This window comes from Erwinia sp. BNK-24-b, from assembly GCF_047456155.1.
Taxonomy (GTDB): domain Bacteria; phylum Pseudomonadota; class Gammaproteobacteria; order Enterobacterales; family Enterobacteriaceae; genus Erwinia; species Erwinia phyllosphaerae.
Genome location: NZ_CP179901.1, coordinates 3,430,077 through 3,444,549, shown reverse-complemented (window position 1 = coordinate 3,444,549; position 14,473 = coordinate 3,430,077). Strand labels below are relative to the sequence as shown.

The 14,473-nt window shown below is 55.9% G+C and carries 13 protein-coding genes; 4 read left to right on the top strand and 9 right to left on the bottom strand.

The genetic code is table 11. From position 1 onward, the window contains the following. The first annotated feature begins 13 nt into the window (after nt 1–13). Nucleotides 14–1,318, top strand: a complete 1,305-nt coding sequence (locus ACMGGR_RS15760; RefSeq protein ID WP_246758604.1) for an inosine/guanosine kinase — start codon at nt 14–16, stop codon at nt 1,316–1,318. A gap of 17 nt (nt 1,319–1,335) precedes the next feature. On the opposite strand, the gene ybaL is transcribed toward ACMGGR_RS15760, so the two are convergent. Next, a complete protein-coding gene (gene ybaL / locus ACMGGR_RS15755; protein WP_414147303.1) occupies nt 1,336–3,012 on the bottom strand; it encodes a YbaL family putative K(+) efflux transporter in 1,677 nt (558 codons plus the stop codon). A 440-nt stretch (nt 3,013–3,452) separates the two neighbouring features. On the opposite strand from ybaL, the gene ushA reads away from it, so the two are divergent. Further along, entirely contained in the window at nt 3,453–5,213 is a 1,761-nt protein-coding gene (gene ushA, locus ACMGGR_RS15750; protein ID WP_414148981.1) for a bifunctional UDP-sugar hydrolase/5'-nucleotidase UshA, read from the top strand. A gap of 86 nt (nt 5,214–5,299) precedes the next feature. Here the strand turns inward: ushA and ACMGGR_RS15745 are convergent, their stop codons facing one another. Next, a complete protein-coding gene (locus ACMGGR_RS15745) occupies nt 5,300–5,716 on the bottom strand; it encodes a multidrug/biocide efflux PACE transporter (protein WP_246758684.1) in 417 nt (138 codons plus the stop codon). An 85-nt stretch (nt 5,717–5,801) separates the two neighbouring features. On the opposite strand from ACMGGR_RS15745, the gene ACMGGR_RS15740 reads away from it, so the two are divergent. Next, nucleotides 5,802–6,689, top strand: coding sequence for a LysR family transcriptional regulator (locus ACMGGR_RS15740; protein ID WP_414147302.1), 888 nt, complete (start codon nt 5,802–5,804; stop codon nt 6,687–6,689). Here ACMGGR_RS15740 and ybaK read toward each other — a convergent pair. The 3 genes from ybaK to copA form a co-directional block, all read right to left on the bottom strand. Beyond that, nucleotides 6,686–7,165: a Cys-tRNA(Pro)/Cys-tRNA(Cys) deacylase YbaK gene (gene ybaK, locus ACMGGR_RS15735; RefSeq protein ID WP_414147301.1), complete on the bottom strand. Its 480-nt coding sequence runs from the start codon at nt 7,163–7,165 to the stop codon at nt 6,686–6,688. The two genes, ACMGGR_RS15740 and ybaK, sit on opposite strands and share 4 nt — an antisense overlap. A gap of 172 nt (nt 7,166–7,337) precedes the next feature. Then, nucleotides 7,338–8,135, bottom strand: coding sequence for a TraB/GumN family protein (locus ACMGGR_RS15730; RefSeq protein ID WP_414147300.1), 798 nt, complete (start codon nt 8,133–8,135; stop codon nt 7,338–7,340). A gap of 98 nt (nt 8,136–8,233) precedes the next feature. Continuing rightward, nucleotides 8,234–10,729 (bottom strand): copper-exporting P-type ATPase CopA, encoded by a 2,496-nt coding sequence (gene copA, locus ACMGGR_RS15725; protein WP_414147299.1) that lies wholly within the window; start codon nt 10,727–10,729, stop codon nt 8,234–8,236. Nucleotides 10,730–10,885: 156 nt separating this feature from the next. Between copA and cueR the strand changes: the two genes are divergently transcribed. Beyond that, nucleotides 10,886–11,296, top strand: coding sequence for a Cu(I)-responsive transcriptional regulator (gene cueR / locus ACMGGR_RS15720; protein ID WP_246758615.1), 411 nt, complete (start codon nt 10,886–10,888; stop codon nt 11,294–11,296). Between the two features lie 11 nt (nt 11,297–11,307). On the opposite strand, the gene ACMGGR_RS15715 is transcribed toward cueR, so the two are convergent. The 4 genes from ACMGGR_RS15715 to ACMGGR_RS15700 all read right to left on the bottom strand — a co-directional run bounded on the left by ACMGGR_RS15715 (nt 11,308) and on the right by ACMGGR_RS15700 (nt 14,470). After that, nucleotides 11,308–11,793: an NfeD family protein gene (locus tag ACMGGR_RS15715; protein WP_246758616.1), complete on the bottom strand. Its 486-nt coding sequence runs from the start codon at nt 11,791–11,793 to the stop codon at nt 11,308–11,310. Further along, on the bottom strand, nt 11,793–12,707 hold the full coding sequence (locus ACMGGR_RS15710) for an SPFH domain-containing protein (RefSeq protein ID WP_246758617.1): 915 nt from the start codon (nt 12,705–12,707) through the stop codon (nt 11,793–11,795). The genes ACMGGR_RS15715 and ACMGGR_RS15710 overlap by 1 nt, the downstream gene beginning before the upstream one ends. A gap of 53 nt (nt 12,708–12,760) precedes the next feature. Beyond that, on the bottom strand, nt 12,761–13,618 hold the full coding sequence (locus ACMGGR_RS15705) for a co-chaperone YbbN (RefSeq protein WP_246758618.1): 858 nt from the start codon (nt 13,616–13,618) through the stop codon (nt 12,761–12,763). 81 nt (nt 13,619–13,699) lie between these two features. Then, entirely contained in the window at nt 13,700–14,470 is a 771-nt protein-coding gene (locus tag ACMGGR_RS15700) for an SDR family oxidoreductase (protein WP_414147298.1), read from the bottom strand. Nucleotides 14,471–14,473 lie beyond the last annotated feature (3 nt).

The following is a 14,473-nucleotide window of genomic DNA, read 5'->3' as shown; positions in this document are numbered from 1 at the left end:
TGAAGTCAGCAAGATGAAATTTCCCGGTCAGCGTAAATCCAAACACTATTTCCCCGTTAGCGCCCGCGATCCGTTGTTAAAACCGGTGCAGCCGGAAAGCGAAACCGGCACCAGCTGGATAGCCGGCATCGATCAGATCCTGGTAGATATCGAAGCGAAAGTGGATGACGCTTTTGTCGCTCGCTATGGTCTGAGCATGGGGCATTCGCTGGTGATTGAGGATGACGTAGCCGAGGCGCTGTATGAAGAGCTAACGCGAGAAAACCTGATTACCCACCAGTTTGCTGGCGGCACCATCGGCAATACGCTGCATAACTATTCGGTACTGGCGGACGACAGGTCGGTGTTGCTGGGCGTGATGTGCAGCAACGTACAGATTGGCAGTTACGCCTATCGCTATCTTTGTAATACCTCCAGCCGCACCGATCTGAACTACCTGCAGGGCGTTGATGGCGCGATTGGCCGCTGCTTTACGCTGATTGGCGAGCACGGCGAGCGCACCTTTGCCATTAGTCCCGGCATGATGAACCAGCTGAAAAAAGAGAGCATTCCGGAAGAGGTCGTTGCTGGTGCCTCCGCGCTGTTGCTGACTTCTTATCTGCTGCGCTGCAAGCCGGGTGAGCCGATGGCGGAAGCGACCATGCAGGCGATTGCCTGGGCTAAAAAACACAATATTCCGGTCGTGCTGACGCTGGGAACCAAATATGTGATTGGCGATAACCCACAGTTCTGGCGCGATTTTCTTCGCGACCATGTATCCGTGGTGGCGATGAATGAGGAAGAGGGCGAAGCGCTGACCGGCTTTAGCGATCCGCTACAGGCGGCGAATATGGCGCTGGACTGGGTAGATCTGGTGCTCTGTACCGCTGGCCCAAACGGGCTGTACATGGCTGGCTTTACGGAAGAGGAAGGCAAACGTAAAACGCAGCATCCACTGCTGCCCGGCGCGATCCCGGAGTTCAACCAGTATGAGTTCAGCCGCGCCATGCGCCATCAGGACTGCGAGCAGCCGCTGCGGATTTTCTCGCATATTGCGCCTTACATGGGCGGCCCGGAAAAAATCATGAACACCAACGGCGCGGGCGACGGTGCGCTGGCGGCGCTGCTGCATGACATCACCGCTAACGATTACCATCGTCTCAACGTGCCAAACTCCAGCAAGCATGGCCGCCGCTACCTGACGTACTCATCGCTGGCTCAGGTTTGTAAATATGCTAACCGCGTCAGCTATCAGGTGCTTAACCAGCATTCGCCACGCTTAACGCGCGGGCTGCCGGAGCGTGAGGATAGTCTGGAAGAGTCCTACTGGGAACGCTAAGCTCTTCCGGTCGCGGCTCACACAGGACATTCCTGTGGCTTTGCTTCCGCCAGCAGGATGTTCAACATGCTGCTGGCAATTTCCCGCTCGCCCATGATGACCCGATTAGCGCCGCGCTCGGTGATATAGCTCACCTCTTCGTCGTAATGGGCGCGGGCAATTATCTCAATGGCCGGGCGCTTTTCACGGGCTGCGGCGACGATTTCTCCCGCTTCAAAACCATCAGGAATGGTCAGCAGCAGCCAGCTGGCACAGTCCAGACGCGCCAGCTCCATGACGTCCGTGCGCGCTGCATTGCCCAGCACCGCACTGATACCTTGTTCTCTTAATGCTTCCACGCGCGCGCGGCTGTTTTCCACCACCACAATCGGCACGCCGTTTTCTATCAGCTTTCGCCCCAGCAGACTGCCGACGCGACCAAACCCCACGATAATAGCGTGATTGCACAAGGAGACCGGGATCTGCGGTTCTTCTGCCTGCGCCTCTTCGCGAGCCTGTTCTTCCCGCGCTTCGCGTTTGTCGCCATAGCGCTGTAGCAAAGCGAACAGGATCGGATTAAGCATAATGGAAAGGATTGCGCCTGCCAGCACCAGGTTACGGCCTTCCTGCGTCAGCAGATTCAATGAGATGCCTAATCCCGCCAGGATAAAGGCAAACTCACCAATCTGCGCCAGGCTAACAGAGATGGTCAGGGCGGTACTGCGCGAATGGCCAAACAGCCGCACCAGTAGCAGGGCGGCCAGTGATTTGCCCAGTACGATAATGGCCAGCACGCCGAGGACGGCCAGCGGCTTGTCGACCAGTACCATAGGATCGAATAACATGCCGACAGAGACAAAGAAGAGCACGGCGAAGGCGTCACGCAGCGGCAGGGTATCGTGCGCGGCGCGATGGCTTAATTCGGATTCATTCAGCACCATACCGGCAAAGAACGCGCCAAGCGCAAAAGAGACGTCGAAAAACTCAACCGCGCCAAAAGCGATGCCTAGCGCCAGCGCCAGAACGGCCAGCGTAAAAAGCTCGCGTGAGCCGGTGGCGGCGCTGCGGGCAAGGATCCACGGCACCGCACGCCGCCCGACCACCATCATCAGCACCATAAAGGCAACGACTTTGCCAATGGTAATCAGCAGATCGGTCAGCAGCATGGCTAGACTGGCGCTGCCTTCTTCCATCATGCCCGCAATGGCGGGTAGCAGCACCAGCGCCAGCACCATCACCAGATCTTCTACAATCAGCCAGCCAATGGCGATTTGCCCGCGTCGGCTATCGATAAGCTGGCGCTCTTCCAGCGCTCGCAGCAGCACAACCGTACTGGCGGTGGAAAGACAAAGGCCAAAAACCAGCCCGGTCATCCACGGCCAGCCCAGCGCTGACGAAAGACCCATGCCCAGCAGCGTGGCGACGGCAATCTGCGCTACCGCGCCAGGGATAGCTATCGCTTTGACCGCCATGAGATCCTTCAGGGAAAAATGCAGCCCAACGCCAAACATCAGCAGAATCACACCCAGCTCGGCCAGCTCGGGGGCAAGGTTCGTATCAGCGACAAAACCGGGGGTGAAAGGGCCGGCCAGCACGCCAGCCAGCAGATAGCCTACCAGCGGTGAAATGCGTAAACGATTAGCCAGCATACCGAGGAGAAAAGCGAGAACAAGACCGCCAACGACGGTGGTGATAAGCGGCGTAGTATGATGCATGCTTTTCTCCCTTTGTGTGCAAATGTATCCGGATGTAAGTTTTAAGTGTATGGCATAATAAGTCAGCCTGCCTGGCGTATTCTGGTTAAAACGCAAAAAAAACGCCTTCGGCAAATAAATGCTATAGCAATCCAAATTTTTGAGGCTTAACCTGAAGTTAAACCGAATTCTTGCTGAATTTCCTGATGGCTGGTCATAGTTTTGTCGACATCAGGCACGTTTTTATCTGGGGAAGTGTCTGGGAAATATGCCTGCAATAGTGGTTACCACAGGAAAGCCTTAGATCTGTGAGTCATCTTTCCTTCATGCCTGGCGTGATGAAATAAAATGGCGTCACGACTGCTGTTTAACGCCTCTTTGTCTGCCGTGCAGAACCTCTGCGGCAGGTGCGGAACGCCAGCTTTATAAGTCTTTAAACAAGGAGATTCGCTGTGCTTTTACTGAAGAAAAAGTCGCTGACGCTGTTGGCGCTGGCGTTGCTTAGTGCGCCGATCGTTGCTCAGGCCTGGGTAAAAGATCGGGTTTATAAATTTACCGTGCTGCACACCAACGATCATCATGGCCGCTTCTGGCAGAACGAGCATGATGAGTATGGCCTGGCCGCACAGAAAACAATGATGGATCAGATCAAATATGAGGTGCAGGCCCACGGCGGCGCGGTGCTGATCCTGTCCGGCGGCGATATCAATACCGGCGTGCCGGAGTCAGATATGCAGGATGCGGAACCCGATTTTCGCGGCATGAACCTGATAGGCTACGACGCAATGGCCATCGGCAATCACGAGTTCGATAAGCCGCTCTCCGTTCTCCGCCAGCAGCAAAAGTGGGCAAAGTTCCCGCTGCTTTCCGCCAATATCTACCAGAAAAGCACGGGCAAACGGCTGTTTCAGCCTTATGCGCTCTTTAACCGCATGGGGTTAAAAATCGCCGTGATTGGGTTAACCACTGACGATACGGCTAAAATTGGTAACCCGGAATATTTTGACGATATCATTTTCCACCGGCCGGCGGCAGAAGCCAAAACGGTAGTGGAAGAGCTACGGCAGAAAGAAAAACCGGACGTCATTATCGCAGCCACCCACATGGGCCACTACGACAATGGTAACCACGGCTCCAATGCGCCTGGCGATGTGGAGATGGCGCGTGAATTACCGGCGGGCTATCTGGATATGATTGTCGGCGGGCACTCTCAGGACCCGGTCTGTATGGCCAAAGAAAATGTTAAGCAAGCCGACTACGTGCCGGGCACGCCGTGCCAGCCGGACAGGCAAAATGGGACGTGGATAGTGCAGGCGCACGAGTGGGGAAAATATATTGGCCGCGCTGACTTCACCTTTCTTAACGGTAAGCTGACGCTGGAACATTACGAGCTGGTGCCCATTAACCTGCGTCATAAGGTCACCAATGCCGACGGCAGCGTTAGCTGGGTCAACTACACCCAGGAAATTGTTAAAAATCCGGCCATGATGAAGCTGCTGACGCCATTCCAGAAAAAAGGCGAAGCGCAGCTTAACGTTAAAATCGGCAGCACCAATGGCCGGCTGGAAGGGGACCGCAGCAAAGTGCGCTTTGTGCAGACCAGCCTTGCCAGAGTGATTTTAAGTGCACAGATGGAGCGGACTAAAGCTGACTTTGCGGTCATGAGCGGCGGCGGTGTGCGTGACTCTATGGAAGCTGGCGATATTACCTATAAAGACGTGCTGAAAGTGCAGCCCTTTGGCAACACGCTGGTGTATGTCGATATGAAGGGCAGTGAGGTAGAAAAATACCTGGCGGTAGTGGCTAACAAGCAGGTTGATTCCGGCGCATATGCGCAGTTTGCCAACGTCAGCCTGACGGCTGATGGCACAGGCGTGCGCGAGATTAAAATCAAAGGCGAACCTCTGCAAAAAGAGAAAACCTATCGCATGGCCACGCTAAGTTTTAACGCCACGGGTGGAGATGGCTATCCGGTCATCACTTCTTTTCCGGGCTATGTGAACACGGGCTTTGTCGATGCTGAAGTGCTGAAGCAGTATATTGAAAAGCACTCGCCGCTGGATGCCGCTGCTTTCGCGCCAGCCGGTGAAATTCAAAAGGGAAAACCGCTGCAGGCAACCGCGCCGGAGGCCGAGAAAAGCAGCCTTGAACCGCTGAAAAGATGGCGTAAAGCCATTGTAGAAACGGTGATGGGCCATCCCGAAAGCGGGTCGCGCGGCTGAATTTACATTAAATGGGCGAGGGTAATTATCCTCGCCTTTGACTTTGCAGCGGGCGTTGTTCTTTATCTGCATCTTTGACGCATAAATTATTGCTGGCATCTTCTGCGCGCGCGCAAAGTGTCGTATACCCAGTTATAAGCCACGGTATAAGGCAGAAAAAAGAGGAAAAACGCGATTTCCAGCAGTAGCGCCTGCCACAGCGAAATCCCCAGCATCCAGGCCGCAATCGGCAGCCCAATCAGGATAAAGCCGCCTTCAAACCCCAGCGCGTGCAAAATACGCAGCGGCCAGCCTTGCTTACCCGCAGGGAACAGATAATCGAACCCGGCGTTGTAAATCATATTCCAGATCATCGCTACGGTTGAGAGCATCACGGCAAGCGCACCCATTTGAAACAGCGGCTTTGCCATCGCCCATGATGCCAGCGGGGAAACTATCAGCACCGCCAGCAGCTCAAAACCCACTGCGTGGAAAAAACGCTCTTTTAACGTCCGCGTCATGATCTCTCCTTCATTTTAGTGAACGCGCATTCTCGCCATTTTCTTTGTTAAGATGAAATGATTACCTATCGAAAAAAGCGATACTTTGATGCGTTATTCACCGGAATCCTTGCAGGCTTTTGTTCAGACGGTCGAAAAAGGCTCCTTTTCTGCCGCCGCGCGTGCATTGCGCAAAAGCCAGTCAACTGTCAGTACGGCGGTCGCTAATCTGGAAGCCGATCTTGGCCTGATGCTGTTCAGCCGGGAAGCACGTACGCCAGTATTAACGGAAAGCGGGCAACGCGTGCTGGCACAGGTCAGAGAAATTCTGGCGGCCAGCGAGCGGCTGGATGAGCTGGCGGTCAGGCTGGCGGGCGCTGTTGAACCCTGTTTAAGCATGGTCATTTCTGATTTCTGGCAGGCGGACTATCACGAATCACTACTGCAGCGTTTTGCGGTACGTTATCCGCAAATTGATTTTGAATGCATGATTGCCGAAGACGGCGACATTATCGATCTGATTCAGGCGGGCAGAGCGCATATTGGAGTGATCCGCGTCCAGCCCGGCTATCCGGAAGATATTGCAACGACGAGGCTACAGGTGAAGGCGCAGTTGGCTATCTATCTGCATCGGGATCATCCGCTGGCACAGCTACCTGAAGTCAGTGAGGACGCCTTAAAAAGCGTGCGGCAACTTTGTCTGAATACGGGCGCGAACCGGCACTATCGGGCGGGAAAGGGCGTATGGTCGGCACCTTCTTATCTGCTGCTGATGGAGATGGCAGAGCAGGGATTTGGCTGGACGGTATTGCCGCGCTGGATGGTGCAGCAGTTTGGACATCGGCTACTGCGCGAGCTGCCCGTCAGCGGCTGGCCGCAGAATATTCTGGTGGATGCCGTCTGGTCACGCCAGTCGCCCCCGGGCCCGGCAGGCCGCTGGATGCTCGACCGGCTTTCAGACCAGCCTGCTGACGAGGCCGGAGAACCGCTTTTTTAATCACGTTTCGCAATATCGGCAAAAATCGCATCCAGCTGCTGCACTAAGTCCTGCGGGGAAATTTCGATTTCCAGCCCGCGGCGGCCGCCCGAAATAAAAATGGTGGGAAAGTGCTGCGCCAGCTCGTCAACAACGGTAGGCAGACGTTTTTTTTGCCCCAGCGGACTGATGCCGCCCGTCTGATAGCCCGTGGTACGCTGCGCAATCTGTGGATCGGCCATTTCCACCTTTTTAACACCCAGTGATTTCGCCATGTGCTTTAAATCCAGCTGCCCGGCAACGGGCGTCACGGCAACCGCCAGCGTTTTGGCATCACCGTTCAGGGCAACCAGCAGCGTTTTATAAACCCGGTTAGCGTCCTGGTTTAGTTTGCGAACGGCTTCATCACCGTAGTGGGTATCACCGCTGTCGTGCTCATAGCTGTGTAACTTAAATTTTACTTTTTGTTTTTCAAGGAATTTTACTGCCGGGGTCATGACCGTTTTCCTTTTAACATAGAATGGCAAAAAGTGATGAAAAAAAGTACTGGATAAAATTCGGACTCCAGGCGACAATCTGCTCCCCCGTCAGCAAGCCAATTGCCAGCGGCGAACTAAAATCATAAAAAAATACCTTTTTAACGGGCTGGTAGCGATACCGGCCCTTTTTTTACTTTTTTAGCAGGTCAGGCAGATTCCCTTCACCGTAAAGATGCAGCGCGCCCACGGCCACCACGTAGTCGCCGGGCGGCAAGGCTGTCAGCTCATGATACCAGCGCTGATTGCGCTGTAGCATCAGCACATCATTTAACGCGCTGTTAAACGTGGCGGGCAGCGCCAGCTGGCTGTTGACTGGCGGCTTTTCCAGCCACCAGCCGATCATGGTTTGCAGCAGCCGGGCATTGGTATGCCAGTGCTTGAGCGTATCCTGCAACAGCGACAGGCCGTTATCAGGCAGCGCCTTCAGCAGTGCCAGCTGCGTTTGCGGCCCTTCCAGCTCGATAATTTTTTTCCGCTGTGCTTTTGCCGCCTTCAGCAGCTGAAAATCGATACCGTGCTCTGCCCGCAGTCCCAGACGCTGGGCCTGCTGCGCCTGCAACATCAGCGCAATCTGCCAGGCCGGCAGGTTATCCAGCATTTCTCTGTCAATGCCCACTTCCTGACAAAGGCGACCCAGCTGATTGTGCTCGTCGGCGCTCAGTCGTTCGGCCAGCGGCAGACAAAATTCGCTTTCGCTGAAAGGCGAAACGCCAGAAGTAATATCCGCTTCGACAATTAGTGCGTCGGCCTGCGACAGCTTTTTCTGTAAAGCCACCGGCAGCGGCGTCATGTTTTGCGTGCCCATATGGATACTGCCGACCAGATGCAGACGGCAGGGGCCGGTGGCAATATCCTGTGCCGGATAGGCATAGGAGACTGGCGACAGTCTGCGCCACAGCGCTGCTGCTTTGCGTAATAAATTTCCCATTGGTTCCGCCTTCCAGGTTATCTGCCCATGCTAATGGTTTAACCCACTGAAGGACAGTGGGAAACCAGTCTTTCAGACAAGCACTGAAAGTCGTTCTGCTAAGGCCGATAGCGAAGCAGCCTGTTGGCGTTGCTGACCACGGTGACGGAGGAGAGGGCCATGGCTGCACCCGCAATGACCGGGCTAAGCAAGGTACCGGTCAGCGGATAAAGCACGCCAGCCGCAATCGGAATACCACAGGCGTTATAAATAAACGCGCCCAGTAAATTCTGTCGCATATTGCGCAGCGTGGCTTTTGCAATTGCCAGCGCATCAATAATCGCGTGCAGATCGTGACGCATCAGCGTAATACCCGCGCTTTCTATCGCCACGTCGCTGCCGCTGCCGATGGCTATGCCGACATCCGCCTGCGCCAGCGCGGGCGCATCGTTGATACCGTCGCCAATCATGGCGACCTGCTGGCCCTGCTGCTGTAGCTGACGGATTGCCTCAGCTTTACCGTCGGGCAGCACGCCCGCAATCACTTTGTCGATTCCGGCTTCTTTTGCGATAGCCTGCGCGGTTATCTCATTGTCGCCGGTCAGCATCACCAGCTTATAACCCTGCTGGTGGAGGTGCTGTAGCGTGGCGACGCTCTCTTTACGTAACGGATCGCGAATAGAAAATATGGCATGGATCTCGCCTTCAACTGCCAGCAAGACCGGGGTCATGCCTTTTGCTGCCCGAGACGCAATTTGCTGCTCCATGTCGTCCATAGCGATCTGCTGCTGCTGCATCATCGCACGATTGCCCAGCCATAGCTTTTTGCCGTTGATGATGCCGCTAACGCCCAGGCCGCCTGTGGTACGGAAGCCGGAGACTTCCGGAAACGCAGTATCACCCGCCCGTTCCACTATGGCCCGAGCCAGCGGATGCTGCGAACCCTGTTCCAGCGCCGCAGCATAGCGTAATACCTGCTTTTCATCAGCACCGTTAAAAAGCGTAATCTCCGCAACCTGCGGTTTACCTTCCGTCAGGGTGCCGGTTTTATCAAAGACCAGCGTGGAAAGGGTACTGGCCTGCTGTAGCGCATCGGCATCGCGCACCAGCACGCCAAACTCGGCGGCCCGTCCCGTTCCGGCAATAATAGACATGGGCGTGGCCAGCCCCAGCGCGCACGGACAGGCGATAATCAGCACCGTGGTAGCCACCGCCAGCGTATAGGCGAGCTGCGGCGCTGGCCCGACAAAGTACCAGACCGCCGCGCTCAGCAAGGCTATCGCCACCACAATGGGAACAAAGACGGCGGAAATTCTGTCTGCCAGCCTGCCGATCTCTGGCTTGCTGCTTTGTGCCTGGCGCACCAGATTAACAATGCGCGAAAGCGTCGTATTTTTGCCTACCGCACTGGCAGAAAAAAGCACGCTGCCATCCTGCATCACCGTGCCTGCATGAACTTTGTCACCTTTTGCCTTTTGCTGCGGCAAGGCTTCACCGGTCAGCATGGCTTCATCCAGCCAGGCTTCGCCCTGTGTAATCTCGCCGTCAACGGGTACGCGGTCGCCCGTAGTCAGGCGCAGCGTCATGCCCGGCTGCACTTCGCTTAGCGGCACCGTTCTTTCCTGGCCTTGTTCTACCAGGCGGGCGACCGGCGGCGTAAGATCCAGCAGGCGCTCAAGCGCCCGGGAAGCGCGCTGGCGGGCGCGCTGTTCCAGCATGTGACCCAGGTTGATAAGGCCGATAATCATCACGCTGGCTTCAAAATAGAGATGGCGGGCTTCAGGAGGAAAAGCGGCAGGCCATAAGCTCACGGCGGTAGAGTAGAGCCAGGCGGCGGCCGTGCCCAGCGCCACCAGCGTATCCATAGTGGCACTGCCTTTCAGCAGGCTGCGCCAGGCGCTACGATAAAAGTGGCTACCGGTAACCACCATGATCAGCAGCGTCAGGGCACCCAGCACTAACCAGGTGGGGCGGTTGGCGTCGCTCAGCATCATATTGTCGCCGAGCATGCCCCAGATCATTAGCGGTATACCAAACGCCAGAGCAACAATCGCCTGCCAGCGAAAACGGCGCATCGCTTTAAGCGCAGACTGCTGCTGCTTTGTCCGGCGTTCGTTTTCGTCTTCAATGATCTCTGCTTCGTAGCCCGCATTCTGTACGGCTTTAATCAGCACGTCCGGTGACGCTTCTCCCGTCACCAGCGCGCTACGTTCGGCAAGATTGACGCGTGCCTGCGTAATGCCAGGCACCTGTTGCAAAGCGTTCTGGACACGGCTGACGCAGCTGGCGCAGCTCATGCCGTTAATCAGCAGGTGAAAACTTTCATTCTGTGCCGGAAGCTGGGTTGGGGCCGCTGTCAGCGCTTCCGGCTGAGGTTCTGAGTCTGTCAGCGGTTCAGTCTTTGGGGAGGCGTTGTCTGCCAGCGCGGCCTCATAACCTGCCTGCTCGACGGCGGCGATCAGATCGGCAGGGTTTGCGCTGCCGCTGATGCGGGCTTCATTGAGCGAGACTTCTGCCTGCTCAACGTCGTCACGCTGCTCCAGCGTTTCTTTGACCCTTTTTATGCAGTGGCCGCAGGACAGGCCATCCAGTGATAATAAAATAGTCTGTGACATAGAAACTCCTTCTGTTTTGCTTTGGCACGTTTTACCGTTATTGCTAAGGTTAAACCTTCCATCAAGGGGAAGGTCAAACGGTCGGTGCGTTTATTTTAGTCATCGGCGGCAGGGATGCTACTATCCCCCGGTAAACTTGATTTGCAAAGGTTGAAGATGAATATCAGCGACGTGGCTCGAAAAACCGGGCTGACCAGCAAGGCGATCCGTTTTTATGAAGAAAAAGGCCTGATGACGGCGCCGTCAAGAGGTGAAAACGGCTATCGACTTTACAACGCAAAGCATCTGGAAGAGCTGACGCTGCTGCGCCAGGCACGCCAGGTGGGGTTCAACCTGGAAGAGTGCCGTGAAATGCTTGCGCTGTTTCATAATCCACAGCGCCATAGCGCAGATGTCAAAGCCAGAACGCTGGAAAAAGTTGCCGGGATTGAAGCGCACATTCAGGAGCTGAACCTGATGCGCGAGCGTTTGCTGGCGCTCGCGGCAAGCTGTCCCGGCGACGATAGTGCCGACTGCCCGATCATTAATGATTTACTGGGCTGCTGTCATGGGCAGAAAAAGGTCTGACGGCGGCCCGGTTACCGATGTAGAAGCCGGTCAGAGGCTGGCGAGGTGCCAGACCGCCTGACGATGCGCAGCGTAATCCCTTCAACGCCGACCACGGTCACCGGCGTACCGGCTGCTAAATCCTCCGTTGCCTGGACTCGCCAGCTGCTGTCGCCAATGTGCACGTGTCCAATTCCGTCGCGCAGTGCCTCAGCCAGCAGCAGCTCTGTGCCAATCAGCTGGTTACCGCGCTGATTAAGCGAAGAGGGCGGCTGTTTTCTCTCTCGTCCACGCAGCCAGTAATACCACCATAGCGCGCACAGCACCGTTAACGTGGCAAAACAGAGCCCCTGCCATTCCCACGGCAGCGGCACCAGCCAGACCAGCACGCTAACCAGCACGGCGGCGACGCCGCTCCACAGCAGGTACCCGCTGGCCCCCAGCATTTCAGCGGCCAGCAGAGTGCCCCCCAGCGTCAGCCAGAGCCAGGAGGGATTGGCTAACAGATCGTGTGGCATTACGACTCCCGATCTTTGCTGGTTTCTTTCAGAAGCTCAGCGATGCCGGCCACTGAACCAAGCAGGCTGGAAGCTTCCAGCGGCATCATAATCATTTTGCTGCTGTGGGAGGTGCCAATCTGCTGTAGCGCGTCGGTATATTTTTGCGCCACAAAGTAGTTAATAGCCTGAATATCCCCGGCAGCGATGGCTTCCGAAACCATTTTTGTCGCCTGCGCTTCTGCTTCTGCGCTTCTTTCCCGTGCTTCTGCCTGTAAAAAGGCCGACTGGCGTTCGCCTTCCGCTTTCAGGATCTGCGCCTGTTTTTCGCCTTCGGCGCGCAGTATCGCCGCCTGTCGCACGCCTTCCGCTTCCAGAATGTCGGCACGCTTGGTACGTTCAGCCTTCATCTGCGCGTTCATGGACGCGATCAGCTCCGCTGGCGGCCGCACGTCACGGATCTCAATGCGGGTAATCTTTATGCCCCATGGGTTGGTCGCTTCATCGACGATGCGCAGCAGTCGGGTATTAATGTTGTCACGCTGCGACAGCATCTCATCCAGCTCCATCGACCCCAGTACGGTACGCATATTGGTCATGGTCAGATTCACGATCGCCAGCTCAAGGTTGCTGACTTCATAAGCCGCCCGCGCAGAATCGATAACCTGAATAAAGCAGACCGCGTCGATAGTGACGCTGGCGTTATCTTTGGAGATGATCTCCTGGGAAGGGATATCCAGCACCTGTTCCATCATGTTGATTTTTCGGCCAACGCGGTCCATGAAGGGCACAAGCAGGTTAAGGCCGGGCTGCAGGGTTTTGGTGTAGCGGCCAAAGCGCTCGACCGTCCACTGATACCCCTGAGGAACAATTTTTATGCCTGACCAGACAATGACCAGCGCGACGAGAACGATAACGGGAATAACAGTAAGCATATAACCTCCGGGCTGTTGATAAACGGGCCGATTCATTCGGCCCGCGTGTTAACTTAATAGAGTAAAGAGTAAAGCTGCCGACGATATTTTGCTGCCAGCGCATCGCCTGTTCCTAAGGCCGCCAGAATCTCCTGCAATATTTTGCGTGCCTGGCCGTCTGCGGCACCTAAATCTTTTTTCAGATGGCTGAACAGCAGCGCCAGCGCTTCTTCATTACGTCCTACCTGATGAAGCTGCACGGCCAGTTTAGTGGCCAGTTCAGCATTGTCCGGCTCTGCGTCGCTCTGCTGCTGCAACAGCTGAATTTCAGGCGTGTCGGCGGCCTGCTTCAGCAGATCGATGCGCGCCAGCAGTCCCTGGTAACGCGTGTCTTTATCCTGCAATGGCACTACGTCCAGCACGGCCTGCGCTTCATCGCTGCGGTTTAGATCTAGTAAGGCTTCGGCCAGCAGAAAACCGATTTCGCTGCTTTGCTGGCTTAGCTGCCAGGCTTCTTTCAGCAGCGGCAGCGCTTCCAGCGTTTTGCCTTCCTGCATAAGCTGCATCGCCTGCTGAGCCTTCAGCTCTTCTTCTTTGGGCAGGACCTTATGCAGCAGCGCGCGGATAGCTTCTTCAGGCTGCGGGCCCTGAAAACCGTCAACCGGCTGGCCGTTCTGGAACAGATAGACGGTTGGAATTGAGCGCAGACCAAACTGCTGGGCGACGGCCGGTTCCGCATCGCAGTCCAGCTCGGCCAGCAGGAACTGGCCCGCATACTCCTGCGCCAGACGCTCCAGCACCGGCGTTAACTCCTGGCAATGCTGACTGCGCGCAGACCAGAAGTAAAACAGCACGGGGATCTGCATCGACTGTTCAAGCGTCTGGTGCAGATTACTTTCGTTAATAGTAACAATGGCAGCTTGTGGTGACATGAATTCGTCTCTTTATTCTGGGTTTCTTACTCTATTGGGGCAGATGTATGCGCTTCAAGCTTTACCTGAGATTCAGGCCGCTTAACCGCGCAAAATGCGATCCAGCATCCAGCCGGGTAGCAAACGCCGCAACAGACTCAGTACATGCGCAACCAACGTCACGGGATAACGCAAGCGTGGGTGTCGGCTTTCCAGCGCATGATGTAGTTTGGGTAAAATTGCCTCTGGCGGCAGCGTAAAGCGGGCCGCGATGCCGGGATTTTTCACCGGTTTGTCCTGCTCGGCCTGGTTAACATTGTCCGTAAAGCGGGTTTTGATTGGGCCCGGCTCCAGCAGGCTGACCTTAACGCCGCTGCCGTGAAGCTCCATTCGTAGCGCATCTGTCCAGGCTTCCAGCGCATATTTGCTGGCGGCGTAGGCGCCCCGGCCCGGCGTGGAAACCAGCCCCATGATTGAGCTGGTATTAATAATCCGCGCCTCGCCGCCGGCGCGTAAAGCCGGAAGCAGCAGCATCGTCAGCTGATGCGTACCAAAAAGATTAGTCGCAAACTGCTGTTCCAGCTGCTGGCGGCTGATGGCGGTCAACGGGCCATAAACGCCGAAGCCGCCGTTGTTGAACAGGGCGTAAAGCTGGTTACCGCTTAGCTCAAGAATTTGCTCTGCGGCACGGACTACGCTTTCGCTGCTGTCCAGATCCAGCTCAATGCCGGTAAAACCCAAATCGTTCATACGCTGGACGTCTTGCGGCTTCCGGCAGGCAGCAAAAACATGGTAGCCACGACGCAGGAGATCGTTGGCGGCCACCAGGCCGATACCGCTGGAACAACCGGTTATTACTACTTTTTTTTGCATAAC